The sequence below is a fragment of the Rhodococcus sp. W8901 genome, from assembly GCF_013348805.1.
Classification (GTDB): domain Bacteria; phylum Actinomycetota; class Actinomycetes; order Mycobacteriales; family Mycobacteriaceae; genus Prescottella.
This window is the reverse complement of sequence record NZ_CP054690.1, coordinates 4,771,866-4,794,725: the sequence shown is the minus strand read 5'-3', so window position 1 is coordinate 4,794,725 and position 22,860 is coordinate 4,771,866. Positions and strand designations below refer to the sequence as shown.

General features: G+C 69.9%; 26 protein-coding genes and 1 pseudogene. 13 read left to right on the top strand and 14 right to left on the bottom strand.

What is annotated here, in order from left to right; genetic code table 11:
- Positions 1-9 precede the first annotated feature (9 nt).
- The 3 genes from HUN07_RS22485 to glnT are packed head-to-tail and all read right to left on the bottom strand — an operon-like array spanning position 10 to position 3,026.
- Positions 10-705, bottom strand: a complete 696-nt coding sequence (locus tag HUN07_RS22485) for a protein glxC (protein WP_174912945.1) — start codon at positions 703-705, stop codon at positions 10-12.
- Positions 693-1,589 carry a class II glutamine amidotransferase gene (locus HUN07_RS22480; protein ID WP_174912942.1) on the bottom strand — a complete coding sequence of 299 codons (897 nt, stop codon included), beginning with the start codon at positions 1,587-1,589 and terminating at the stop codon, positions 693-695. Before HUN07_RS22480 ends, HUN07_RS22485 begins: the two co-directional genes overlap by 13 nt.
- Before the next feature lie 36 nt (positions 1,590-1,625).
- Positions 1,626-3,026, bottom strand: a complete 1,401-nt coding sequence (gene glnT / locus HUN07_RS22475; protein WP_174912941.1) for a type III glutamate--ammonia ligase — start codon at positions 3,024-3,026, stop codon at positions 1,626-1,628.
- Positions 3,027-3,315: 289 nt separating this feature from the next.
- On the opposite strand from glnT, the gene HUN07_RS22470 reads away from it, so the two are divergent.
- From HUN07_RS22470 to HUN07_RS22450, 5 genes are all read left to right on the top strand, one after another.
- Complete coding sequence (locus HUN07_RS22470) at positions 3,316-3,693, top strand: cupin domain-containing protein (protein ID WP_174912940.1); 378 nt, start codon at positions 3,316-3,318, stop codon at positions 3,691-3,693.
- Positions 3,694-3,712: 19 nt separating this feature from the next.
- Positions 3,713-4,156 (top strand): dimethylamine monooxygenase subunit DmmA family protein, encoded by a 444-nt coding sequence (locus HUN07_RS22465; protein ID WP_174912938.1) that lies wholly within the window; start codon positions 3,713-3,715, stop codon positions 4,154-4,156.
- A gap of 2 nt (positions 4,157-4,158) precedes the next feature.
- Positions 4,159-5,043: a PDR/VanB family oxidoreductase gene (locus HUN07_RS22460; protein ID WP_174914962.1), complete on the top strand. Its 885-nt coding sequence runs from the start codon at positions 4,159-4,161 to the stop codon at positions 5,041-5,043.
- 8 nt (positions 5,044-5,051) lie between these two features.
- Positions 5,052-6,047 carry a heme-dependent oxidative N-demethylase family protein gene (locus tag HUN07_RS22455; RefSeq protein ID WP_174914960.1) on the top strand — a complete coding sequence of 332 codons (996 nt, stop codon included), beginning with the start codon at positions 5,052-5,054 and terminating at the stop codon, positions 6,045-6,047.
- A 71-nt stretch (positions 6,048-6,118) separates the two neighbouring features.
- Positions 6,119-6,730, top strand: a complete 612-nt coding sequence (locus tag HUN07_RS22450) for a CG0192-related protein (RefSeq protein WP_174912936.1) — start codon at positions 6,119-6,121, stop codon at positions 6,728-6,730.
- An 85-nt stretch (positions 6,731-6,815) separates the two neighbouring features.
- On the opposite strand, the gene HUN07_RS22445 is transcribed toward HUN07_RS22450, so the two are convergent.
- The 5 genes from HUN07_RS22445 to HUN07_RS22425 all read right to left on the bottom strand — a co-directional run bounded on the left by HUN07_RS22445 (position 6,816) and on the right by HUN07_RS22425 (position 10,561).
- A complete protein-coding gene (locus HUN07_RS22445; protein ID WP_114721664.1) occupies positions 6,816-7,448 on the bottom strand; it encodes an MBL fold metallo-hydrolase in 633 nt (210 codons plus the stop codon).
- Positions 7,445-8,533, bottom strand: a complete 1,089-nt coding sequence (locus HUN07_RS22440) for an S-(hydroxymethyl)mycothiol dehydrogenase (RefSeq protein ID WP_174912934.1) — start codon at positions 8,531-8,533, stop codon at positions 7,445-7,447. Before HUN07_RS22440 ends, HUN07_RS22445 begins: the two co-directional genes overlap by 4 nt.
- A 140-nt stretch (positions 8,534-8,673) precedes the next feature.
- On the bottom strand, positions 8,674-9,936 hold the full coding sequence (locus HUN07_RS22435) for a helix-turn-helix transcriptional regulator (protein WP_174912933.1): 1,263 nt from the start codon (positions 9,934-9,936) through the stop codon (positions 8,674-8,676).
- 68 nt (positions 9,937-10,004) lie between these two features.
- The gene (locus tag HUN07_RS22430) at positions 10,005-10,184 is read right to left on the bottom strand and encodes a hypothetical protein (RefSeq protein ID WP_174912931.1); all 180 of its coding nucleotides are present in this window, start codon (positions 10,182-10,184) and stop codon (positions 10,005-10,007) included.
- 155 nt (positions 10,185-10,339) lie between these two features.
- The gene (locus HUN07_RS22425; RefSeq protein ID WP_254622636.1) at positions 10,340-10,561 is read right to left on the bottom strand and encodes a hypothetical protein; all 222 of its coding nucleotides are present in this window, start codon (positions 10,559-10,561) and stop codon (positions 10,340-10,342) included.
- A 62-nt stretch (positions 10,562-10,623) separates the two neighbouring features.
- On the opposite strand from HUN07_RS22425, the gene yczR reads away from it, so the two are divergent.
- Both yczR and HUN07_RS22415 read left to right on the top strand, forming a co-directional pair.
- A complete protein-coding gene (gene yczR, locus HUN07_RS22420; RefSeq protein WP_174912926.1) occupies positions 10,624-12,105 on the top strand; it encodes a MocR-like transcription factor YczR in 1,482 nt (493 codons plus the stop codon).
- Positions 12,106-12,173: 68 nt separating this feature from the next.
- Positions 12,174-13,049 carry an alpha/beta fold hydrolase gene (locus HUN07_RS22415; protein ID WP_174912924.1) on the top strand — a complete coding sequence of 292 codons (876 nt, stop codon included), beginning with the start codon at positions 12,174-12,176 and terminating at the stop codon, positions 13,047-13,049.
- A 60-nt stretch (positions 13,050-13,109) separates the two neighbouring features.
- On the opposite strand, the gene HUN07_RS22410 is transcribed toward HUN07_RS22415, so the two are convergent.
- On the bottom strand, positions 13,110-14,210 hold the full coding sequence (locus HUN07_RS22410) for a CaiB/BaiF CoA transferase family protein (RefSeq protein WP_174912921.1): 1,101 nt from the start codon (positions 14,208-14,210) through the stop codon (positions 13,110-13,112).
- Between the two features lie 130 nt (positions 14,211-14,340).
- Between HUN07_RS22410 and HUN07_RS22405 the strand changes: the two genes are divergently transcribed.
- Together HUN07_RS22405 and HUN07_RS22400 are read left to right on the top strand one after the other, a co-directional pair.
- On the top strand, positions 14,341-14,721 hold the full coding sequence (locus tag HUN07_RS22405; protein WP_114721674.1) for a VOC family protein: 381 nt from the start codon (positions 14,341-14,343) through the stop codon (positions 14,719-14,721).
- 4 nt (positions 14,722-14,725) lie between these two features.
- The gene (locus HUN07_RS22400) at positions 14,726-15,442 is read left to right on the top strand and encodes an alpha/beta fold hydrolase (protein WP_114721676.1); all 717 of its coding nucleotides are present in this window, start codon (positions 14,726-14,728) and stop codon (positions 15,440-15,442) included.
- Here the strand turns inward: HUN07_RS22400 and HUN07_RS22395 are convergent.
- Complete coding sequence (locus HUN07_RS22395) at positions 15,439-15,864, bottom strand: hypothetical protein (RefSeq protein WP_174912918.1); 426 nt, start codon at positions 15,862-15,864, stop codon at positions 15,439-15,441. The two genes, HUN07_RS22400 and HUN07_RS22395, sit on opposite strands and share 4 nt — an antisense overlap.
- 41 nt (positions 15,865-15,905) lie before the next feature.
- On the opposite strand from HUN07_RS22395, the gene purT reads away from it, so the two are divergent.
- Positions 15,906-17,120, top strand: a complete 1,215-nt coding sequence (gene purT / locus HUN07_RS22390) for a formate-dependent phosphoribosylglycinamide formyltransferase (protein ID WP_174912915.1) — start codon at positions 15,906-15,908, stop codon at positions 17,118-17,120.
- A gap of 1 nt (position 17,121) precedes the next feature.
- Positions 17,122-17,604, top strand: coding sequence for a DUF456 domain-containing protein (locus tag HUN07_RS22385; protein WP_174912912.1), 483 nt, complete (start codon positions 17,122-17,124; stop codon positions 17,602-17,604).
- A gap of 17 nt (positions 17,605-17,621) precedes the next feature.
- On the opposite strand, the pseudogene HUN07_RS22380 reads toward HUN07_RS22385, so the two are convergent.
- Both HUN07_RS22380 and HUN07_RS22375 read right to left on the bottom strand, forming a co-directional pair.
- A pseudogene (locus tag HUN07_RS22380) lies at positions 17,622-18,277 on the bottom strand (response regulator).
- Complete coding sequence (locus tag HUN07_RS22375; protein ID WP_174912910.1) at positions 18,274-19,512, bottom strand: sensor histidine kinase; 1,239 nt, start codon at positions 19,510-19,512, stop codon at positions 18,274-18,276. Before HUN07_RS22375 ends, HUN07_RS22380 begins: the two are co-directional and overlap by 4 nt.
- Before the next feature lie 109 nt (positions 19,513-19,621).
- Between HUN07_RS22375 and HUN07_RS22370 the strand changes: the two genes are divergently transcribed.
- Positions 19,622-19,804, top strand: a complete 183-nt coding sequence (locus HUN07_RS22370; RefSeq protein WP_174912907.1) for a hypothetical protein — start codon at positions 19,622-19,624, stop codon at positions 19,802-19,804.
- Positions 19,794-20,504 carry a GAP family protein gene (locus HUN07_RS22365; RefSeq protein WP_254622635.1) on the top strand — a complete coding sequence of 237 codons (711 nt, stop codon included), beginning with the start codon at positions 19,794-19,796 and terminating at the stop codon, positions 20,502-20,504. The genes HUN07_RS22370 and HUN07_RS22365 overlap by 11 nt, the downstream gene beginning before the upstream one ends.
- Positions 20,505-20,527: 23 nt before the next feature.
- Here the strand turns inward: HUN07_RS22365 and HUN07_RS22360 are convergent, their stop codons facing one another.
- Positions 20,528-21,286 carry an amidohydrolase family protein gene (locus tag HUN07_RS22360; RefSeq protein ID WP_174912904.1) on the bottom strand — a complete coding sequence of 253 codons (759 nt, stop codon included), beginning with the start codon at positions 21,284-21,286 and terminating at the stop codon, positions 20,528-20,530.
- An 89-nt stretch (positions 21,287-21,375) separates the two neighbouring features.
- Positions 21,376-22,755: an FAD-dependent oxidoreductase gene (locus HUN07_RS22355; protein ID WP_114721692.1), complete on the bottom strand. Its 1,380-nt coding sequence runs from the start codon at positions 22,753-22,755 to the stop codon at positions 21,376-21,378.
- Positions 22,756-22,860: the final 105 nt, after the last annotated feature.

Below are 22,860 nucleotides of genomic sequence, written 5' to 3'. Positions count from 1 at the left end.
TGGCGCGCGTCAGTAGGACGAGGCGTTGTCGACGTGGAAGTTGTAGAGCCGGCGGGCCGAGCCGTACCGGCTGAATTCGGTGGGGTCGGCGTCGAATCCGGCCGCGCCCAGTAGTTCTCGCAGTTCGGTGAGGTGCTCGTCGCGCATTTCCTTCTTGATGCAATCGGCGCCGAGCGAGGCGACGGTGCCGCGCACGTAGATGCGGGCCTCGTACAGCGAATCGCCCAGGGCCTCACCGGCGTCGCCGAGGACGACGAGGCGTCCGGCCTGTCCCATGAACGCGCTCATGTGGCCGATGCTGCCGCCGACGACGATGTCGACGCCCTTCATCGAGATGCCGCACCGGGCGGCGGCGTTGCCCTCGATCACCAGCAGCCCGCCGTGCGCGGTGGCACCCGCGGACTGGGACGCGTCGCCGGTGACGCGGACGGTGCCGGACATCATGTTCTCGGCGACACCGACGCCCGAGTTCCCGTCGACGACGACGTTCGCCTGCTGGTTCATCCCGGCCGCGTAGTAGCCGACGTGGCCCTCGATGCGGACGTCGATCGGAGCGTCCAGACCGCATGCCAGGGCATGCGCGCCGGCGGGTTCGACGACGGCGACGGCCGCGGGGGCCGCGGTCGACTGCAGTGCGGCGTTGAGTTCGCGGGTGCCGATCTCCGACACGTCGTACGTGGTCGGGGTGGCGGTCAGCGGTGCCATACGTAAACCTCTTCCGGCTCGGGTTCGAAGATGCGGGCGTCGGCGATGCCGGGCAGGCCGGCCAGGGCGCGGTACTCGGACGCCATCGCGACGTACCGGTCGTGCTCGGCGATGATCGCGGGCTTGCACGCGATGGGATCGCGGACGACGGCGAAGGAGTCCTCGGTGGACACCAGCAGGGTGTAGAAGCCGTCGAAGCGCTCGCCGAGCAGGCGCAGTGCCTTCTCGAGGTCGACGCCCTCGGCGAGTTGCTTCGCGACGAAGCGGGCACCGACCTCGGTGTCGTTCTCGCTGTCGAACGCGACGCCCTCGGCCTCGAGCTCGCGCTTGACGCTCAGGTGATTGGAGAACGAGCCGTTGTGGACCAGGCACTGGTCGGAGCCGACGGCGAACGGGTGCGAACCCGCTGCGGTGACAGCGGATTCGGTGGCCATCCGGGTGTGCGCGACGCCCTGCCAGCCGGATGCCTGCGGCAGTCCGAACCGGTGCGCGAGATCGACGGGGTCGCCCATGCCCTTGAGCACCGCGACGGCGTCGCCGAACCCGATGAGGATGGCGCCGGGGGCCTCACCCAGTGCCGCGTCGGCCAGTGCCGAGGCCGGAACCGGCGCGTGCAGCACCGCGTTCGGTCCGGCGCCGATGCCGACGACCGTGGTGCCGAGCGCGCTCCCGACCGCGGCGGCCAACGCCTCCGCAGTGACGCCGGCGTCGAGCAGGGTCACAGTCGCGTGCCCGGGCGGCGACCACGTGGGGTCACCGTAGATGGCCATCCCGGCCGAGTCCGGCCCGCGGTCCACCATCTGGCCCAGCATCCCCGTGAGTAGCTCACCGAGTTTCGGGTACAGCGAGGGCTCCCGCAGATGGAGCCCGACGATTCCGCACATATGTTGTCTCCCTTGGATGTCAGATGCTGGCGGTGGTCAGAACGCGGTCAGGTAGCTGTCCACCTCCCACGGCGTCACCGTGTTGTGCCAGTCGAAGAACTCGTCACGCTTGAGGGCAGTGAAGTAGTCGGCGACACCCGCCCCGGCCGCGTCGAGCGCGCCGGTCACGACGGTGTCCGCGGCGAGGGCGTCCATCGCGTGTAGCAGCGTCATCGGCAGGACGTCGGCGCCGGAGCCGCTCCCCGCCGGGCCGGGGTCGATGCCACTGCCCGGCTCGCCGGGGTCGATGCCGCGGCGGATCCCGTCGAGCCCGGCCGCGACGGTCGCGGCGGACGCGAGGTACGGGTTGGCGGAGCCGTCGCCGCCGCGCAGCTCCACCCGGTTGCCGTCGGGCACGCGCAGGTAGTGGGTGCGGTCGTTGCCGCCGTACGTGGGCCGCCGTGGCGACCACGTCGCGCCGCCGCTGGTGGACAGCGCACCGGTCCGCTTGTAGGAGTTCACCGTCGGCGCCAGCACGCCCTGCAGCGCGCAGGCGTGGTCGAGGAGACCGCCGATGAACGAGTACGCGGTGCTCGACAGGCCCAGGCCGCGGGGGTCGGCGGCGTCCGGGAACACCGGGGAGCCGTCGCGCCACAGCGACAGGTGCATGTGCATGCCGCTGCCGGTGCGGTCGGCGAACGGCTTGGGCATGAATGTCGCCGTCATGCCGCGCTGTTCGGCAAGCACCGAGATGAGGTAGCGCAGGGTCATGACGCGGTCGGCGGTGGTGAGGGCGTCGGCGTACTGGAAGTTCTGTTCGAACTGGCCGTTGCCGTCCTCGTGGTCGTTGGCGTAGTTGCCCCAGCCCAGCTGGTTCATCGCGGCCGAGATCGCGGTGAGGTGTTCGTACATGCGGGTGACGTCGCGGGCGTCGTAGCAGGGTCGGCGGGAGGTGTCGAGGGCGTCGGCGGTGCGCAGCACCCCGTGCTCGTCGCGGTCGACGAGGAAGTATTCGATCTCGGTGCCGATCTTGACGTCCAGGCCCAGTTCGGCGGCCTGCGCGAGCACCTTTCGCAGAATCACCCGCGGCGCGAACGGCCAGGGTGTGCCCTCGACATGCGGGTCGCAGTGCACCAGCGCGAGACCGGGCCGGACGAACGGGATCGGGGTGAAGGACGTGAGGTCGGGGATCGCGACCAGATCGGGGTCTTGTGGCTGCTGGCCCATCGCCGCGGCGGCGTAGCCGGCGAATCCGACGCCGTCGTACTGGAGTTCGTCGGCCGCTTCGACCGGGACGAGCTTGGCGCACGGCTTGCCGGTGAGGTTGGTGAACACCGCGAGGATGAAGCGGGTGTCGGTGGCCCGGGCCAGCGCGGCGAGGTCGGAGTGTGCGGGGGCGTCCGGCGTCGCGGTGGCCGGCAGGCGCATCACGGTCAGATCGGCGGGGTCGAGCGCCATGTGGACTCCTCGGGATTCGACGACGAGTGTTTCATTAGGTGAATCGGTGTCGCATGTCAGGAAACATGCCGTCGATGACGGCCACGTTACGGGTGAGTGAGGTTGTCGTGACGGCCGGGTCGGGGCGGTGCGTACGGGGATGGCGGGCTGGGAACTGTTGTGACGAAGGAGGATTCGGTTACAAGGGTTAACCGGCATGTAATCGCTTCCGGGTTTCATCTCATTACTGTGCGTTTCACGCCAGCGATCGGCGCCCCCTACTACTGTCGCCGCACCACGAGGAGCAGACATGTCCGACACCGCCACCACGCCCGCGTTCCGGGTCACCCCGGACTTCTGGAAGTCGCTGCCGCAGATGCCCCGGACGGAGTTCCCCGGCACCGAGGGCTACATCGCCGACGTCTACCCCAACCCCGACGGGTCGGCGATGGCCGCCGGCTACTTCGAGCTGGTCCACACCGACGCGCCGCTCGACTACGTCTACGACTACGACGAGATGAAGGTGGTGCTCGACGGCCGGTTCCGGCTCGAGAACCTCGACACCGGCCAGGTGGAGGAGGCGGGGCCACGCGATGCGATCTTCTTCCCGGCGGGCTCCCGGATCCGGTTCACCACCCCCGACCGCGCATTGGCGTTCTACGTCGGCCTGCGCTCGTTCGCACCCTAGGCGCGACATGAGTGTCTGCATGGAAACCACCAGCGTGCCGCGGTGGGACGTCGAGGCGCGGGCGCGGGTGCTAGTCGCGGGCTTCGCCGGACGGCGCGTCAGTTGGCTGCGAATGCCGCCCGGGTGGACGGCGGGCGCCGAGGCCGTCCTGGGTCGCGAGTTGGCGGCGGCCCGCGTCGGATGGCGCCTGGTCCTGGTCGGCGACGAGGTGACGGTGCTGCAGGCGCGGGCGCTGGCCACCGCCGCCGGCGCGCTGGACCAGGAGATCCTCTCCGACGTGGTCGGCACCGACCTGCGGCGCGTGTACTGCGCGCACTGCCATCAGGTGCACGCCACGGACTCGGCGCCGGGCGAGCGCTGCACGTGCCTCACCTGCGGTGCCACGCTCGTCGTCTACCACCACGTCTCGCGCCGTCACGGCGCCTATCTCGGATACATGTGCGATGCGGAGGAACGCCCTTGACGATGCTCGTAGTCGGCTCGCTCGCCGACCTCACCGACGACGTCCGGCACGTGCGTCTCGTCGACCCTGCCGGGGCGGACGGACGTCCGCGGCGGAACTCGTACTCGCTCACCGGGTCCGGGGTAGAGCCCGGCGCCTACTCGATCTCGGTTCGCCGTGACGACGCCGGCCGCGGCGGGTCGCTGTGGATCCACGCCCTGAGTCTCGGCGAGAGCGTCGAGGTGAGTCGTCCGCGCAGCGCGTTCGCGCCGGTGTCGACCGCCCGGCATCACGTGCTGGTCGCGGGCGGGATCGGGGTCACGCCGATCCTCTCGCACGCCCGGGCGGCCGCGCGGTGGGGACGCTCGTTCGAGGTGCACTATGTGTTCCGGGACGGCGACGGTCCACACCTCGACGATCTCGGCAGGCTGTGCGGCAAACGTTTACGGGCCTATCGGGGCGCGGACGAGCTGTGGTCGGCGCTGGGGCCGGCCCTGCTCGACCGCCCGCTCGGCACCCACCTCTACACGTGCGGTCCCGCGCCGCTGATCGACGAGGTGAGCCGTCGTGCGCGCGCCGTGGGCTGGCCGCCGCAGCGAATCCATCACGAACACTTCGGGTTCGCCGACCTCGATCCGGGAACGGCGTTCACCGTCCGGTTGCGGCGCACCGGCGTCGACGTCGACGTTCCGTCCGGGACGAGCATGCTCGACGCGCTGGAACGGCGCGGGGTGGCGGTGCCGAGCCTGTGCCGTCAGGGTGTGTGCGGCGAATGCCGTGTCCCGGTTGCCGCGGGTGCCGTCGCACACCGCGATCTCTATCTGACCGACGCCGAGAAGGCTGCCGGTGACTGTGTGATGCCGTGCGTGTCCGGTGCCGGAGGACCCCGATTGGAGCTGGAACTGTGAGTACCGCAATGGATTCCCGGGTGCCGCCGCGGGTGGCCGCCTTCCCGTTCCCGTTCCCCCGCGACACCTACCGGTACAGCACCAACGTCGAGCCCGCCGGCGGCCGCGCGGTGACCGCCGCGGGTGGCTGGGGCGAGCACGTCGTCGACGTCGACGAGCGCTATCTGACCGAACTCGCCGAACGCGACCGCATCCTGGCGGCGGATCCCGCCCGGTTCCAGGCGTTGCCGCACATGGAGATCGCGCAGTGGGACGCGATGCTCACGATCATGCGGTCGCTGGCGGCGTCGTATCCGAGGGTGATGTCGCTCGAGCGTGACGGCGGGATCTGGCGGTGGACCAACCACGCCATCGACCTCGAGCAGGCGTTCGTGCACGGGGAACGGGCGACGCTGCCGGAGCCGCCGCTGCGGTTCATCGGCCGGCAGATCCAGGAGGACGTCGTGCTGCTCGACCAGCGCGAGGGGCAGCTGTGGGGCGACGCGGGCCTGGTGACGTTCGCGGCGGACTGGTCGCTACGGTTCGACGTCGGCATGAGCTTCCTGCAGATCCACGGCCCCGTCCCACGGATCCACGCCGAGGGCGTTGTCACGCGAGCGCAGAGCTTCCTGATGCGGCTCGAGACGGGACAGCAGTTCCGGCGGACCAACTGGACGCTCACGGTCGACGGCCGGCTCGACACCTCCACCGAGACGTACCCGGAGTGGGGGCGGGACCGGCGGGCGCTCGCGGACGGTCCGCTCGCAGAGGTGGGGGAGCGGCTGCACCTGCGGGTGGAGGTGCAGCACCTGATCCGCCTCGGCGCCTCGGGCGCGATCATGTTCCTGGTCCGCACCCACATGCTGCCGTTCACCGACATCGTGCTGGTCCCCGAGTGGGCGCAGCGGCTGCACGCCGTCCTGTCCGAGCTGCCCGACGACATGGCCGAGTACAAGGGCATCACCCGGATCCGGCAGCCCGGCATCGACTGGCTGGCGCGCTACGGCGTCCGATTCGGGAGCTGAAGGGACCGTTCGTACGCTGCGCGCGCACGAACGGACCCTTCCAGCCAGGGGCGGCGGTTACGATCGGCCACATGGCCATCCTGCATGCCGCACAGCTGTCGCCCTCCAAGCCCGAACTGATCGCAGCCTGGATGCTGGCGGCGCCCTACTACTCGGGCGGGGCGCCCACGCTCACGCCGGTCGGTGCGTACCGCTTCGACGATCCCGCCGGCGAGGTCGGCATCGAGACGCACCTGGTGCGCGACGCCGACGGCACGATCTACCAGGTGCCCCTGACCTACCGCTCGGCACCGCTCGCGGGGGCACGGCTGGCGGGCGAGATGGAGCACTCGGTGCTCGGGCACCGCTACGTGTACGACGCCACCACCGACCCCGTCTACGTGCAGCAGTTGCTCGCGACGATCTACGGCGGTGGCCGTGAGGTGGAACAGTACGTCGAGGTCGAGGGCTCCGAGCCGAGGCTGATCGACAACACCGCCTACGCGTCGGGCAGCGGTGTGACCGGCGCCCCGACGCCCACCGTCACCGGTGTCGGCGTCGCCGCGGACGGCCCGGACACCGTGATCAGTGCGGGTGGGACCACCGTCGTGGTGCACCACCGCCCGCTCGATGTCGAGCCAGGCGGGCCGGTCCTGCAGGGCGAATGGGACGGCGGCCGAGGAGTTTTCGCGTCGGTGCGCTGACACCGGCTCCCCCCCCCGGATAGCAGAATGTCACATACGTTCAGTTGGACTGAACGTATGTGACATTCGGTCACGCGAGGGGCGGTCAGTTGCCCCGCGCGATCCACTCCTCGAGGTGCGGCGACTCGGTGCCGAGGGTGGTGCCGTCGCCGTGCCCGGTGTGCACGCGGGTCTCGGCGGGCAGCGCGAACAGCTTGTCGCGGATCGACCCGATGATCGTCGGGAAGTCCGAGAACGAGCGGCCGGTGGCGCCCGGACCCCCGGAGAACAGGGTGTCGCCGGAGAACAGCTCGCCGGCCTCGGGCAGGTACAGGCACGTCGAGCCGGGAGAGTGGCCCGGGGTGTGGATGGCCTGGATTTCGGTGCCCGCCACGGCGATCCGCTGACCGTCCTCGAGCGCCTGGTGTCGGACACCCGGGTGGGTCATCTGCCACAGGACGTCGTCGGCCGGGTTCAGCAGGATCGGGGCGTCCAGCTTCTCGGCCAGCTCCGGTGCGACGGTGACGTGGTCGTTGTGACCGTGCGTGCACACGATCCCGACCACCTTGCGGCCGCCGACGGCGTCGATGATCGGCTGCGCGGTGTGCGCGGCGTCGATCACCACCACCTCGTCGTCGTCACCGACGAGCCAGATGTTGTTGTCGACATCCCAGGTGCCGCCGTCGAGTTCGAACGTTCCCGACGTGACGACGCGGTCGACGCGCAACGCGCCGCTCACAGGACCACCACCGAGCGCAGCACCTCGCCGCGGTGCATCGTCTCGAACGCCTGCTCGACGTCCTCGAGCTTGATCCGCTCGGTCACGAACTTCTCGAGCGGCAGGCGACCCTGCTGGTACAGGTCGACGAGCATCGGGAAGTCGCGCTCGGGCAGGCAGTCGCCGTACCACGACGACTTGAGTGAGCCGCCGCGCGAGAAGAAGTCGACCAGCGGCATCTCGAGCGTCATGTCCGGGGTGGGCACGCCGACGAGGACGACGGTGCCGGCGAGATCGCGCGCGTAGAACGCCTGCTTCCAGGTCTCGGGGCGGCCGACGGCGTCGACCACGACGTCGGTGCCGAAGCCGTCGGTGAGTTCCTGGATCGCCTCGACGACGTCGTCGACCTTCGACGCGTCGACGGTGTGGGTGGCGCCGAGTTCGACGGCCCACTCGAGCTTCTTGGCATCACGGTCGATCGCGATGATCTTGTTCGCGCCGGCCAGACGCGACCCCATGATCGCGGCGTCGCCGACGCCGCCGCAGCCGATCACGGCCACCGAGTCGCCGCGGGTGACGTTGCCGGTGTTCATGGCGGCACCCATGCCGGCCATGACGCCGCAGCCGAGCAGGCCGACGACGGCCGGATCGGCGGTGGGATCGACCTTGGTGCACTGCGCGGCATGGACGAGGGTCTTGTCGGCGAACGCACCGATGCCCAGGGCCGGCGTCAGTTCGGTGCCGTCCTCGAGGGTCATCTTCTGCTTGGCGTTGTGCGTGTCGAAACAGTACTGCGGGCGACCGCGCTTGCAGGCGCGGCACTTTCCGCACACCGCACGCCAGTTGAGTACGACGAAGTCGCCGACCTCGACGGTGTCGACACCCTCGCCGACGGCCTCGACGATGCCCGCTGCCTCGTGTCCGAGGAGGAACGGGAACTCGTCGTTGATGCCGCCGTCACGGTAGGTGAGGTCGGTGTGGCACACGCCGCACGCCGCGATCGCGACGACGGCCTCACCCGGTCCGGGATCCGGAATCGTGATGTTCACGAGTTCGACGGGCGCATCCTTCGAGCGGGCGATGACGCCCCGTACCTGCTGCGGCATGGTTTCTCCACTCCATTCGGTCGACGTGAACACGGGCGCACACATGGTGGGGTGCGCATCCCACTACGAGGCTAGTCATGAGCGGGCGGCCCCGGGACTGGTCGAGCGGAGGGGTGAACCTGGCCGAACGGTCAGGTCGGTCAGGGGATCGGCCGAATACCGGCCTCGCCACCGAGGGCGGCGGCCTCGGCCCTGGTTGCGACGTCGAGCTTGCGCAGAACGCCCGCGACGTGGAACTTCACCGTGCTCTCGCTGACGCCGAGCCGATCGGCGATGACCCGGTTGCGACGTCCCGCCACCAGGTGCCCCAGTACCTCGAGTTCGCGGGGGCCGAGGTCGGTGAGCGCATGGTGCCCGGTGGGTGCCGTCGGCGCGTGCAGCGGCAGTGCCGCGACCACCCGCGAACCCCAGCCGGGCGTCGACTCGATCTCCACGGTCCCGCCCAGGGTTTCGACGCGGGGACGCAGTTGCCTGTCCAGGTCTGCGATGTCGGCCAGGCCGTGGCCGTCGTCGCGGATGTCCACCACCAGTTCGGTCTCCGGGCAGGTCCAGGCGACCCGGATCCGGCCGACGTCTCCCTGCGCGGACAACGCGAGTACCGCGCCGCGGACGACGGCGCGGGCCGCGTGGGCCACCTCGCCGGGGACGGCGCATCCGGCCACCGGCGGCTCCACCAGGTCCAGGTCGAGGTTCCGGTGGCGCAGTAGTCCGCGCAGTTCACCGCGGAGGCGGGCGAACGCGGTGACGACGGATTCCTCGGCGAACTCCCGGTGCGTGTCCACCGAGGTCCGCAGACCGATCAGGGCCGCCGACGCCGTTTCGCGCGCCGCCGCGCGGGCGCGGGTGTCGTCGAGGTCGTCGGACCGCAGCGTCGAGAGCAGCGTCTCGAGCGTGGTCGCGTGCACCTCGGTGAGTTCGGCGATGGTGCGGGCCCGCTCGGCGGAGGCCGCCCGGGACTCGGCGAGGTAGGCGGGGCTGGCGCCCTGCACCTGCAACTGGATACCGGTCGCGACCAGCCCGAACATGGCTCGGACGGACTCGAGTGGCACCGTCCGGGACAGCGGGCCGCGCGGAACCACGACCAGCAGGGTGTCGGTGTGGTCGAGGATCGCGTACACGTCGCGGGAGCTCCCCGCGATGGTTGCGCGGCCGCGGTGGATCTGACCGTGTTCGAGATCGGCTCGCAGGGAATCCAATTCGGCGATCGTCACCCGATCGACGATGTTCGGGTCGCCGGCAATCTTGCGGGGACGGCCCGTGCACTCGCGCGTGAAGATCACCAGGGCCGTGTGGGGAACCGTCTCGGTGAGCAGCGTCGAGAACCGGCGTCCGATGTCGGAGAGCCGCCCCACCAGAACATCGCGCAGGCCGTCCAGCAGGGTTTCGGTTCCGGTCTCGCTCACCTGGCCACGATATCGGGACGGCGGGTGGGCCGTCCCGACCCACCCGCCGCTGTCCCCACCAGGGTGGGTCAGGAACCGAAGGGCCACTGCAGCGAGCCGAACGACGGCAGCTCGAGCGATCCGAGGACGGTGCCGACCGTGACCGGAAGAATCCCGCCCGCAGCCAAGGACACGGCGGCGCTGAGCGATGCCTTCACTCCCGTCTCGGCGAGCGTGCTGGGCACGGTGACCGCCACTGTGGTCGCCACGTCCTGCGTCGTGGCGGTGATGGTGCCGGAGTGCCGTTGATCGAGAACCGAACGGTGCCACCGGAAACGTGGTTTCAGGGAATCGGGGTGAGTGGCCTGATTGATCGGTACTGGTGTGGCTACCGACATGTCGAGTCGGTCGGGCCTCGGCCCGATCAGTCCAGTCTCGAAATACTGGACTGATCGATGCTGGAGGAGGGCTCGGGGCGCGGTTCGTCGGGTCGCCGAGCTTCGGCGGTGTCGAGGATGCCTGCCAAAGGTGCTGCGGGGCGGAACTGTTCGGGCCGAAACGGGCCCCTCTCGTGCTCCCCGGGTGCGTACCGGTAGACGAACGCGGCCAGGACAGCGATGCAGAGGAAGGTGATCAGAGTGCTCATGAGCACGATTCTGGGAAGAAGTGGCGTTGAAATGAACGGCCAGTATGCGAATACTGGACCGCATGATGACGCATGCACTCGGTGCCCGGGCGGTGGCGCGCGACCTCGGCGCCTGGCAGGACGAGTCCGGACGGCGCACGTCGCGCCCCGCGTACCGGGCCCTGGCCGACGGCATCCGACTGCTCGTGCACGACGGTCGCGTTCCGTTGGGGACGGCGCTGCCGAGCGAACGTGAATTCGCGTCGGAGTTGAACGTGAGTCGCACGACGATCACCACGGCGTACGCGGTGCTGCGCGACGAGGGCTATCTGGTGAGCCGGCAGGGATCGCGCAGCACCGTGACCCTGCCGGCCGCCGTCGACTCGGACCGGAGGAGGGTCCACGCCCATCTGCCGGTGCCCGAGGGTGTCGGGGTGGACCTCAGCTACGCCGCCATGGTGGCTCCGGCGGAGGAGATCAGTGAGGCTTACAGCGCTGCGCTGCAGTCTCTTCCGCCGTTCCTCGAGACCCACGGCATGGAGCCGGTGGGGATAACGGTGCTGCGGGAGGCGGTCGCGGCACGCTACCGCGCCCGGGGCCTCGACACCGACGTCTCACAGATCATGATCACCTCGGGTGCCCAGCACGCCCTGCGGCTCCTGCTGGGCGTCCTCACCGCTCCGGGGGAGCGGGTGCTGGTCGACCATCCGACGTACCCCAATGCGCTCGAGGCGATCCGGCGGGTGGGTGCACGCCCGGTTCCGGTGCCGGTGCGACCGGAGGGAGGTGCGGCCCGCGCCTGGGATCTGGGCGGGATCCGAAGCGCCGCACGGCAGACCGCCGCCCGGATGGCGTACCTGCTGCCGGACTTCCACAATCCGACAGGTCTGTGTCTGGACGCGCCGGGCCGGGCCGAACTGGCCCGGATCGCCCACGAGACCCGGATGACCCTCGTCGTCGACGAGACGATGGTCGACGTCTGGCTGGATGCGCCACCGCCACCCCCGGTCGCGTCGTTCGCGCGCGGCGCCGGGGACTCCGACGTCGTGACGGTCGGCTCCGTCTCCAAATCGCACTGGGGCGGATTGCGGGTCGGCTGGATCCGGGCCAATCCGGAACTCATCACGCGCCTGGTGGGTTCGCGGTCTGCGCTGGATCTGGGAACCCCGGTCATGGACCAGTTGGCCGCCGTGCGCCTGCTCCAACGGGGCGACGCCCCGATCGAGGTCCGCCGGGAACAGTTGCGCACACAGCGCGCCGCACTGCTCGACGAGCTGTCGGCCCGCCTACCGGACTGGGTTCCCACGGTCGGCACCGGGGGGATGTCGCTGTGGCTGCGGATGCCCGAACCGGTATCGACGGCGCTGGCCGCGACCGCGCCGAGCCATGGTGTGATCCTGGCGGCCGGAACGCGTTTCGGTGTAGAGGGCGCGTTCGAACGGTTCGTCCGGCTGCCTTACGCGCGACCGGTCGACGAACTCCGGCGCGCGGTGGCCGGCGTCGCGGCGGCCTACGACGCGCTCGGCGTGGCGCGCGAGCCCGCCGAGCCCGCGCTGGTGGTGTGAACGAGTCGCCGCACCCGTAACGGCGGATCACCCGCTCGGCGCGTCCTCCTTCCGCCAGGATGATCCGCATGCGTGAGATCACCCTCGACCTCGATGCGGTACGCCTTCAAGCCCTGACCTGGGGACCGGAGACCGGGCGGCTGGCAGTGCTGCTGCACGGCTTCCCGGACACCGCGCACACCTGGCGGCACCTGGGGCCCGCGCTGGCGGACGAGGGCTGGCGAGTGGTCGCGCCGTTCACCCGCGGGTACGCACCGTCGGCGGTGCCGGAGGACCACAGCGGTCATGTCGCCGCACTGATGGACGACGCCGTCGCGATCCACGCACGACTGGGCGGCGGGTCCGACGCCGTGCTGGTGGGACACGACTGGGGCGCCACCACTGCGAACGCTCTGGCCGCCCACGCCGAGAACCCGTTCGTCGCGGTGGCGTCGCTCTCGGTCCCGCCGTTCGCGGCCCTGCGGACGCCGGCGGCGGTCCGCGTGCTGCCCCGCCAACTGTGCAACAGTTGGTACGTCCTGTTCAACCAGCTCCCGCTGCTGCCCGAACGCCACGCGGAACGGCTGGTTCGCCGGCTGTGGGCCGACTGGTCACCCGGGTACGACGCCGGTGAGGACCTGCCGGCCGTGCTGGAGGCGATCGCCGATTCGGCGCACCGCCGTGCTGTATTCGGCTACTACCGGAACATGCTCCGGCCGTTCCCGCGTCCGCCCGCGCGTTACCGGCGCTGGGCCGGAGCCGAGATGCGGCTGCCGGCGGTCCCGACGCTCTATCTCCACGGCGGCGGCGACGGCTGCCTCGATCCGCGGCTCGCCGTGCTGGTGGGGCCCGGACTCCCGCCGGGCAGCGAGACCCACGTGATCGAAGGGGCGGGCCACTTCCTCCAACTCGAGCAGCCGGCGGCGGTCAACGCCCGGATCGTGGAGTTCCTCGCCGGGCACTGACGGCGACGCTCGGCTGGGGCCTCCCCGCCGAGCGTCGCGTGCAGACTGCCGTGGAGCGGCTCAGCGCCAGAGCGTGTCGACGTCGGTCGCGCTGTGGGCGGGCGGCTCGGGCGTGCGGTTGGGCGTGCGCGAGAAGCGCGGCGCCGGGGCGTGCTGCGGCACGCCCTCGATCTCGATGATCCCGCCGCGAGCCGCGACGTGCGGATCCTGCGGGGCCTCGGCGAACGTGAGCACCGGGGTGGTGCAGGCGTCGGTGCCGTCGAAGATCTTGGTCCATTCGTCGCGGGACTTCGACAGGAACCGGTCGGTGAGGATCTGGCGCAGTTCGGGCCAGCGGGCGGCGTCGTTCTGGCCCGGCAGCTCCGCGGGATCCAGTTCGAGGCCCTTCAACAGCACGGCATAGAACTGCGGCTCGATCGCGCCGACGGCCATGTACTTGCCGTCGGAGGTCTCGTAGGTGTCGTAGTACGGGGCGCCACCGTCGAGCATGTTCACCCCACGCTCGTCCGACCACATGCCGATGCGGCGGAAGTTCCAGATGATGTGCGACAGCGCGAGTGTGCCGTCGACCATCGCGGCATCGACGACCTGGCCCTTGCCCGAGGTCTGCCGCTCGATGATCGCCGCGAGGATGCCGAACAGCAGGAACATCGAGCCACCGCCGAAGTCGCCCACCATGTTCAGCGGCGGCACCGGACGCTCGCCCTTGCGGCCGATCGCATGCAGGACGCCGGTCAGCGAGATGTAGTTGATGTCGTGACCCGCGGAGTGGGCGAGCGGTCCGTCCTGCCCCCAGCCGGTCATGCGGCCGTAGACGACGCGGGGGCAGCGCGCGAGCACCACGTCGGGACCGAGACCCATGCGTTCCATCACGCCGGGGCGGAAGCCCTCGATCAGGATGTCGGCGCGACCGAGCAAGTCGAGGACCTTCTCGACGTCGGTGGGGTTCTTCAGGTCGGCCTCGACGACCCGGCGGTTGCGCGCGGTCTGATCCCCGACCGTGCCCTCGGGCGGGATCTGCCCGGCACGCTGCACGCGCACCACGTCCGCACCCAGATCGGCCAGCAGTGTCGCGGCGTGCGGACCCGGTCCGATTCCGGCGAACTCGACGACGCGGATCCCGGTCAGCGGGCCCTTACGCTCGGTCCCTGCAGCAGTCACGGCATACCTCTTTCTGGATGGTCGACCTCATTTCCTGTGACCGTAACCCCTGCGGATGCGACTTTGTGTCGCGGGTCACGGGAAACCGGCCACTTGTCTCCGGCACTGATCGGGGCGCACAGTGGATGGCATGGCCTTCCCCGGAGAACTCGTCGCGTTCCTGGCCAGCACCGACCTGGACGTCTCGTCGATGTTCTACGTCGACACGCTGGGCCTGGCCGTCACCGAGCGCACGCCGTTCGCGCTCGTCGTCGACGGCGGTGGCGGCACCGAACTCCGCATCACCCTCGTCCAGTCGAAGGCCGACACCGGGTACACGGTGTTGGGGTGGCGCACGAAGGATCTGTCGGCGACGGTCGACGACCTGCGGGCCAGAGGCGTCGACTTCCTGCGCTACCAGGGGATGGACCAGGACGAGCACGACGCGTGGACGGCGCCCGACGGCACCCGGGTCGCGTGGTTCCACGATCCGCACGCCAACGTGCTCTCGATCCACCAGCCGCCGGCCTGATCCGGTGGGATTCGCCCTGGCCGCGGGTGCGCGGCTGCACTACGAGGTGCACGGAGACGGCGAGCCGCTGGTGCTGTTGCACGGCAACAGCGAGAACCTCGGCTATTTCGCCGGGCAGGTTCCCGCGTTCGCCGCGACCTACCGTGTGCTCGCGCTCGACACCCGCGCGCACGGTGAATCGACCCGGGGCGACGGCCCACTGGACTTCGAGCGCTTCGCCGACGACGTGTGCGCGGTACTCGACGCGACCGGTGTCGAGAGCGCGCACGTCCTGGGCTACAGCGACGGCGGCAACACCGCCCTCACGCTCGCGCTGCGGCACCCGGCGCGGGTGCGATCGCTGATCGTCAACGCCGCCAACCTCGATCCGGCCGGACTGGGGCCGATGTTCCGGATTCCCGCGACGGCGGCCTGGATGCTCGGCGGTCTGGTGGCGCCGCTGTCGCGAGGCCTCGCGCGGAGACGCGAAATGCTGGGCCTGATGGTGCGGCATCCCCACATCGCGCCGGCCGCGCTCGCCGCGATCGACGTTCCGACGCTGGTGATCGTGGGGGAGCGCGACGTGATCCCCCGGCGCCACACCGACCTGATCACGCGCTCGATCCCGGGTGCCGAACTGGTGGTCCTCCCCGGCGCGGGCCACGCGTCCGCCGAGGAGCGACCCGATCTGTTCAACGCCGCGGTGCTGGACTTCCTGGCCCGCGTGGAGGCGCGCGGCTAGAGGATCTGCGCCGAGACGAACCCGGCGAGCAGCACCGCGAACGCGCCGATCTCGCCGACGACCAGTGCGATCATCGCCACACGCAGTGCCGCATCGGGGCGCTCGAACTGGTTGGTGGTGTCGCGGCGGGCGCCGTGCACGATGTAGCTGCCGATGGCCGCGACGAAGAAGAACACCAGGATCCCCGCGCACGTCGCATTCGCCGCCGTCGGCCAGTCGCTGAGCTCGACGAACGCCGAAACGAGAAGCGTCGCAAACGAGTACAGGAGCGCCGAGCGGTGCGCGATGTCGACGTACGGGTGCGCGAGATGATTCGGCGACGTGTGCATCTGGTGGTACTTCCACACCCCGAGGAGCAGGGCCAGCAGGAAGATGAGCCCCGCCGCGAGCAGCGTCAGGCGGGTGTCGAGGCCGAGTTCCATCGCGACAGTATGACCTGCGGCAACCGCATATAGTCCGACGCATGCGTCCCGACACTTCCGCTGACATTCCCACCCGGATCGGTACCCCGCTGAGCCCGAGCGCCACCCGCGTGATGCTGCTGGGCTCCGGCGAACTCGGCAAGGAGGTGATAATGGCCCTGCAGCGCCTGGGCGTCGAGGTGATCGCCGTCGATCGCTACGCCGACGCCCCCGGTCACCAGGTGGCGCACCGCGCGCACACCGTCGACATGGGCGACCGCGAACAACTGCTGCGCGTCATCGAGGACGAGCGCCCGCACTTCGTGGTGCCCGAGATCGAGGCCATCGCCACCGAGGCCCTCGCCGAGGTGGAGGAGCGCGGACTGGCCGTCGTCATCCCCACCGCGCGGGCGACGCAGCTGACGATGAACCGGGAAGGCATCCGCCGTCTCGCCGCCGAGGAGCTGGGCCTGCCGACGTCGCCGTACGCGTTCGCCGATTCGCTGGACCAGGTGCGTGCCGCCGCCGAGCAGATCGGGTTCCCGTGCGTCATCAAGCCGGTGATGTCGTCGTCCGGCAAGGGGCAGTCCGTCGCGCGCAGTGCGGACGATCTCGAAAGCTCTTGGGAATACGCGCTTTCCGGCGGACGGGTCAACAAGGGGCGGGTGATCGTCGAGGGCTTCGTCGACTTCGACTACGAGATCACCCAGCTCACCGTCCGCGCCGTGGACGGCACGCACTTCTGCGAGCCGATCGGCCACCTGCAGGACGCCGGCGACTACATCGAGTCGTGGCAGCCGCAGGCGATGACCCCAGCCGCGCTCGCCGCTGCACGTGACGTCGCGGAGAAGGTGACCACCGCGCTGGGCGGACGTGGCATCTTCGGCGTCGAACTGTTCGTCAAGGGCGACGCCGTCTACTTCTCCGAGGTGAGCCCCCGCCCGCACGACACCGGACTGGTGACGCTGCGCTCGCAGCGGTTCTCGGAGTTCGAGTTGCACGCCCGCGCGATCCTCGGCCTGCCCGTCGACACGACGTTGGCTGCCCCCGGCGCGTCCGCGGTGATCTACGGCGGCGTCGAGTCGGTCGGTGTCGCGTTCGAGGGCGTCGCCGACGCCCTGGCGGTGCCGGAGACCGATCTGCGCCTGTTCGGCAAGCCCGAGGCGTTCGCGCGTCGTCGCATGGGCGTCGCGGTGTCCACCGGGCCGGATGTCGAGACGGCGCGCGAACGGGCCCGTGAGGCGGCGTCCCGGGTGCGCATCGTCGTGCCGGAGTGACGTGAGCGCCGGGGTCGAGGTTCTGCTCGGCCTGGTGATGCTCGTCGGGTTGGTCGGCGTCGTGGTGCCGATCCTGCCCGGCACGCTGCTGATCGCCGGTGCGCTGCTGGTGTGGGCGATCGTCGACGCCAGCGCTGCCGGGTGGGGCGTCTTCGTGGCCGGGACCGCGCTGATGGTGGGCGCGGGGATCATCAAGTACACGTGGCCCGGACGCCGGATGCGCGACGCCGGCGTCCCCAACCGCTCGGTGATGTTCGGCGGGTTGGTCGGGATCGTCGGCTTCTTCGTGGTGCCGGTGGTGGGACTGCTGCTCGGGTTCCTGCTCGGCACGTACGCGGCCGAGGCGGCCCGGCACCGCACGCACCGCGACGCGTGGGGCTCGACCGTGCACGCCACCAAGGCCGTCGGACTGTCGATCCTGGTCGAACTGTTCGGCGCGCTCCTCGCGGTAGGCCTGTGGCTGGGCGCGGTGCTGTTCGTCTGACCGCCCGGTCGGGCCAGTCACAAGTCGAGTTCGCGGGCGAGCAACGCGGCCTGGACCCGCGACGCCAATCCGAGCTTGCAGAGTACCCGCGACACGTGCGTCTTGATCGTGGGAGCTCCCACCCCCAGTTCCCGGGATAACCCGGCGTTGGACAGGCCCTGCCCCAGCAGTCGCAGCACCTCGAGCTCCCGGTCGGTCAGGTCGGCGAGTGCCGTCGGTGGGGTGCGGCGTGCGGGGACTCGAACGAACTGGTCGATCAACGCGGACGCAGCACGCGGAGCCAGCACGGACTCTCCGGCCGCGACCGTGCGCACCGCAGCGGTCAGTTCATCCGCAGTCGCGGTTTCACGAGGAACCCCGACGCGCCGGCGCGCAGCGCCCCGAACACGTACTCGTCGAGGTCGAACGTGGTGAGTACGACCACCCGACTGTCGGTGGTGTCGGTAATCGCACGCGTGGCCGTGATGCCGTCCGTGCCGGGCATCCGCACGTCCATCAGGACGACGTCCGGGCGATGGGTGCGGGCGAGGGTCACCGCCGATGTACCCGAATCCGCCTCGGCCACCACGTCGATGTCCGGTTGGCCATCGAGGATCATCGCGAGTCCCGCGCGGATGGCCGCGTGATCGTCTGCCAGCACCACGCGGATCGGCAGTCCATCGCGCTCGTTCATTCGGACGCTCCTCGTGACTCGAGCGGCAGCACCGAATCGACGATCCAGCCGTCCTGTGTCGCGCCGGCGTGGAGTCGGCCACCCAGCAACTGGGCGCGTTCTGTCATGTTGCGCAGTCCCTGTCCTCCGGACGCAGCGGAGGGCTCGTCGCCCGGGCCGCGTGGTATCGGGTTGTGCACGCGCAGCCGAACGGCATCGGCATCCTGCTGGATCGTGATCGAGATCTTCTGACGGGGAGCATGTTTGACCGCATTGGTGATCGATTCTTGCGCTATTCGGTACGTGGCGTGGTCCACGACGCTGGTCAACGTATCGGGATTCGTCGCGACGCTGGCTTCCACGGCGCTTCCGGCCGCGCGCGCACCGACGATCAGCATGTCGAGGTCGCTCAGGCGTAGCGGGGCGCCAGGATCATCCGGATCGCTCTCGGCGCGGAGTAGATCGATCATCGAGCGCATCTCGTCAAGCGCGGCGACGCTCCCCGCCCGGATGGCGGTCAGGACGTTGTCGAGAGTTGGATCGGTCCCGGTCGTCCCTCGAGACAGCGCGGCCTCCGATTGAATCGCGATCGCCGACAGGTGACTCGCGATCACGTCGTGCAGATCCCGAGCCATGCGATTCCGTTCGTGGGCGACCGCGGCCGCCCGGTCCGCCTCCGCGAGGGCCCGCATCGACTCTGCCCGTGCCCGTTCGGCGGCCGCGACCTCCTGGTGACGACGGATCGCGAGCGCCCACCACACGGGCGTCGTGAAGAACAGTGCGAGGACGATCCCCGCCGCCGCGGCCGCACGGCCGTCCTGCCATCCGACGTAGGCGGCAGCAGTGAGGACGACGACCGCCGCCCCGGTGGAGTAGCAGACCGCCCGGCTGACGCGGGGCCGCCCGTACAACACCGCGGCGTAGACGAGATCGGAGAGAACCAGCCACACGGGGACGGTGGGTCCGAGTGCGAGGTCGATGGCGGTCAGGACCGCCCCCACGGTCAGGGCGGCGGCCGGGTACGTGCTGCGGAAGGTGTCCGCAGCGGCGATCGCGACGAGCAGCGCGACCCGAACACCGGCGGGGGTGCTGCTCGGCCCGGTGCCGAGTTGAAATGCGCCGACGGCATACAGGACCAACCCGATGACGAGCATCCCGCCCGCGATCAGGATGTCATCACGGCGGCGTGACCGGGCGGTGTTCACGTGCCGGCGCATCCGCAGGCCGCCCCGCGACGGTTGCAACGGATACGCCATCACTCCATCACAGCACAGTGGACAGCCGGACCTGTCATACCAAGTGATGACGTCGCAGCCGCCCGGCGGCCGATGTGTCACTCCGCAGGGGGCCAGCAGTATTCGTGGCATGCGGCTACGACTTGCGGCAATGTTCGGAGTGTTCCTGATCGTCGCCGGGGCGGCGTTGTGGTTGTTCGCACGCGACGCGGAGTTCTTCTGGTTCCGGGGCGGACCGCTCGGCGTAGCACTCGTGGCGGTCGGGGTGATCGACGTCGTCAGCGCGCGTAGGACCGACACCAGTGGCCGTTGACGTGAACGTGGTGCTGCTGGCGTCGCTGGCAGGCCTTGCGCTCGTGGACAGTACGAGCATCGGAACGCTGGTACTGCCGGTGTGGATGCTGCTCGCGCCCGGGCGCCCACCCGTCGGTCGCATCGTCCGCTACCTGATCGTCATCGCCGTGTTCTACCTCGTCATCGGCGCGGCCCTCCTTACCGCGGGGCGGATGGGCCTCGACGTCGGAGGCCGGATGTTGGATTCGCCTGTGGCAAAGGCGGTCCAGTTGGCCGTCGGCGCGGCATTGTTCGTGCTGAGCTTCCGCTTCGACTCGAAGAAGCGCCGCGAACGTGGCGAGTCGAGTCGGGTCATCCGCTGGCGCGATCGGGCCCTCACGAAGGGCGGGTCCGGCGGTGTCGCCACACTGGCGCTCACGGCGGGAACGCTGGAGTTGGTCACGATGGTCCCCTACCTCGCGGCCATCGCGCTGATCGTCTCCGTGGGAGCGCCCGCTGCTCTGTCGATCCCCCTGCTGGCCGCCTACTGTCTGGTGATGATCGTCCCGGCCGTGACCCTGCTGGGGTTGCGGATATTGGTCGGGCAGCGCGCCGACGGCGTCCTGCACCGGATCGACGACTTCTTCACTCGCAACGCGGACAGCGCCGTGGGTTGGGCGTTGGGAATCGCGGGCTTTCTGCTCGCGATGGACGCCGCGAGCGCCCTGTTCGCGCTATGAGTCATCGTCGCGCCCAGGATCGGTCATTGCCGAGAAGGTCCGCCCGGGCAGCGGTACCACTCTCGCGCGTTGCCGCCGAGGACGGCCTCGAGGTCGTCCCCGACGGCGTCGGCGATGACGTCGACGTCGGCGGCCTCGAACGCGCGGCGGGCACGGGTGCCGGGCAGGTCGGTGCCGAACATGAGGGCCTTCGGGTTGACGGCGTGGATCTGCCGGATGACGCTGCCGACGTCGTCGATCGAGGTCCGCCCGAAGCCGGTGGCCTTCACCTTGGCGCCCCGGTCGACGAGGTTGAGCAGGTACCGCAGCCCGCGCGTCGACATGCCCAGGTGGTCGATGCTGACTGCGGGCAGCTTCGCGAACACCGGTTCGAGCGACAGCAGCAGCGTCGCGTCCACGTAGAACTCGGCGTGCCAGCCCACCAGTTCGTACGCCCGCAGGGCCTGCGTCGTGAGGACCTGGACGTCGGTGGCGCTGCGCCGCAGATTGAAGCGCACCCCGCGGACCCCGACGCGGTCGAGCGCGAGGATGTCGTCGTCGGTGGCGTCGGGGTCGAGGTGCGTGACCCCCACCCAGCCCTCGCCGAGTTCCTCGAGCGCGGCCAGCAGGCCAGGCCCACCGAGCGTGCCCTGGTACGACGCGGTCACCACCGCACCACCGTCGACGCCGAAGCCCGCCATGCGGCGGCGGTAGTCGTCGATCGTGAACGGATCGGGTAGATACCCGTTGTTCTCCACCAGCGGGAACCGCGGATCGATGATGTGCACGTGCGCGTCAAACACGTGTTCATCATGCCTCCCGAAACAGCTGAAGGGGCCCTTCACGCGCTGACGGCGCGTGAAGGGCCCCTTCAGCCGGGTGACGGAGTGCGTCAGGCCTTGTGCGGCTCGCTGGCGCGCAGCATGTCCTCGCGCTCGACGACCTTGACGCGTTCGCGGCCCTCGGGCTCACCGAGGGAACGCTCGTGGGCGTCGAGGCGGTACCAGCCCTGCCACGTGGTGTACGGAACACCCTTGCCCTCGAGGAACTCGATGATCGCGTCCTCGCCCGGCTCGGCGGCACCCGCGAAGTTCGGGGAGTCCTCGAGCAGGCATGCGATGGTCTCGTTCGCGTCGCCCTTGGTGTGGCCGATCAGGCCGACCGGGCCACGCTTGATCCAGCCGGTGACGTAGGTGGCGTCCATGAAGCGTGACGCGCCGTCCGCAGTGTCGTCCGCGAGGACACGCCCAGCCTCGTTGGGGACGGTGCCGGCCTGCTCGTCGAACGGCAGCTTGGCGATGTTCTGCGACAGGTAGCCGACGGCGCGGTACACGGCCTGGACGTCCCAGTCGTTGAACTTGCCGGTACCGCGGACGTTTCCGGTGCCGTCCAGCTCGGTGCGCTCGGTGCGCAGGCCGACGACCTTGCCGTCCTCGCCGAGAACCTCGTGCGGCGACTCGAAGAAGTGCAGGAACAGCTTGTGCGGGCGATCGCCCTGGTCACGGATGGCCCAGTCCTGCAGCGTGTTCGCGACCATGTCGACCTGCTTGGAGCCGCGACGCGCAGCCTCGGAGCCCTCGTCGTAGTCGATGTCCTCGGGGTCGACGATGACCTCGATGGTGGGGGAGTGGTCCAGCTCGCGCAGCTCGAGCGGCGTGAACTTGGCCTGCGCCGGGCCGCGACGGCCGAACACGTGGACCTCGACGGCCTTGTTGTTCTTGAGGCCCTCGTACACGTTCGCGGGGATCTCGGTGGGCAGCAGTTCATCGCCGGTCTTCGCCAGGACGCGGGCGATGTCGAGCGCGACGTTGCCGACGCCCAGCACGGCAACCTTCTCGGCCTCGAGCGGCCACGTGCGCGGGACGTCCGGGTGGCCGTCGTACCAGGAGACGAAGTCGGCGGCGCCGTAGCTGCCCTCCAGGTCGATGCCCGGGATGTTCAGGGCGCGGTCGGCGTTGGCGCCGGTCGAGAAGATCACGGCGTCGTAGTAGCGGCGCAGATCGTCGAGGGTGATGTCGTTGCCGTAGTCGATGTTGCCCAGCAGACGCACAGCGTCCTTGTCCAGCACCTTGTGCAGGGCGGTGATGATGCCCTTGATGCGGGGGTGGTCCGGCGCGACGCCGTATCGGATGAGGCCGAAGGGCGCCGGCATCCGCTCGAACAGGTCGATGCTCACCTCGGTGTCGGACTTCATGAGCGCATCGGCGGCATAGATTCCGGCCGGGCCGGCACCGACGATGGCCACGCGCAGTGGACGAGTCTGGTCAGTCATCTGAGGCGAACTACCTTTTCGATTGGACGGACGTGCTGGTGGTTGTGCGACAGCCGTGTGTGAAGCTCCAGCTTAAACTAAGCCCTACCTAACACGCGGTGCTGT

Excerpts from the sequence above, each read along its gene's own strand:
- HUN07_RS22450 (WP_174912936.1), top strand. The coding sequence starts at position 6,119 with ATGGCCATCCTGCATGCCGCACAGCTGTCGCCCTCCAAGCCCGAACTG.
- HUN07_RS22355 (WP_114721692.1), bottom strand. The coding sequence starts at position 22,755 with ATGACTGACCAGACTCGTCCACTGCGCGTGGCCATCGTCGGTGCCGGC.
- purT (WP_174912915.1), top strand. The coding sequence starts at position 15,906 with ATGCGTCCCGACACTTCCGCTGACATTCCCACCCGGATCGGTACCCCG.
- HUN07_RS22470 (WP_174912940.1), top strand. The coding sequence starts at position 3,316 with ATGTCCGACACCGCCACCACGCCCGCGTTCCGGGTCACCCCGGACTTC.
- HUN07_RS22405 (WP_114721674.1), top strand. The coding sequence starts at position 14,341 with ATGGCCTTCCCCGGAGAACTCGTCGCGTTCCTGGCCAGCACCGACCTG.
- HUN07_RS22480 (WP_174912942.1), bottom strand. The coding sequence starts at position 1,589 with ATGTGCGGAATCGTCGGGCTCCATCTGCGGGAGCCCTCGCTGTACCCG.
- HUN07_RS22460 (WP_174914962.1), top strand. The coding sequence starts at position 4,159 with ATGCTCGTAGTCGGCTCGCTCGCCGACCTCACCGACGACGTCCGGCAC.
- HUN07_RS22465 (WP_174912938.1), top strand. The coding sequence starts at position 3,713 with ATGGAAACCACCAGCGTGCCGCGGTGGGACGTCGAGGCGCGGGCGCGG.
- HUN07_RS22415 (WP_174912924.1), top strand. The coding sequence starts at position 12,174 with ATGCGTGAGATCACCCTCGACCTCGATGCGGTACGCCTTCAAGCCCTG.
- HUN07_RS22440 (WP_174912934.1), bottom strand. The coding sequence starts at position 8,533 with ATGCCGCAGCAGGTACGGGGCGTCATCGCCCGCTCGAAGGATGCGCCC.
- HUN07_RS22395 (WP_174912918.1), bottom strand. The coding sequence starts at position 15,864 with ATGGAACTCGGCCTCGACACCCGCCTGACGCTGCTCGCGGCGGGGCTC.
- glnT (WP_174912941.1), bottom strand. The coding sequence starts at position 3,026 with ATGGCGCTCGACCCCGCCGATCTGACCGTGATGCGCCTGCCGGCCACC.
- HUN07_RS22455 (WP_174914960.1), top strand. The coding sequence starts at position 5,052 with ATGGATTCCCGGGTGCCGCCGCGGGTGGCCGCCTTCCCGTTCCCGTTC.
- HUN07_RS22425 (WP_254622636.1), bottom strand. The coding sequence starts at position 10,561 with ATGAGCACTCTGATCACCTTCCTCTGCATCGCTGTCCTGGCCGCGTTC.
- yczR (WP_174912926.1), top strand. The coding sequence starts at position 10,624 with ATGATGACGCATGCACTCGGTGCCCGGGCGGTGGCGCGCGACCTCGGC.
- HUN07_RS22375 (WP_174912910.1), bottom strand. The coding sequence starts at position 19,512 with ATGGCGTATCCGTTGCAACCGTCGCGGGGCGGCCTGCGGATGCGCCGG.
- HUN07_RS22370 (WP_174912907.1), top strand. The coding sequence starts at position 19,622 with ATGCGGCTACGACTTGCGGCAATGTTCGGAGTGTTCCTGATCGTCGCC.
- HUN07_RS22485 (WP_174912945.1), bottom strand. The coding sequence starts at position 705 with ATGGCACCGCTGACCGCCACCCCGACCACGTACGACGTGTCGGAGATC.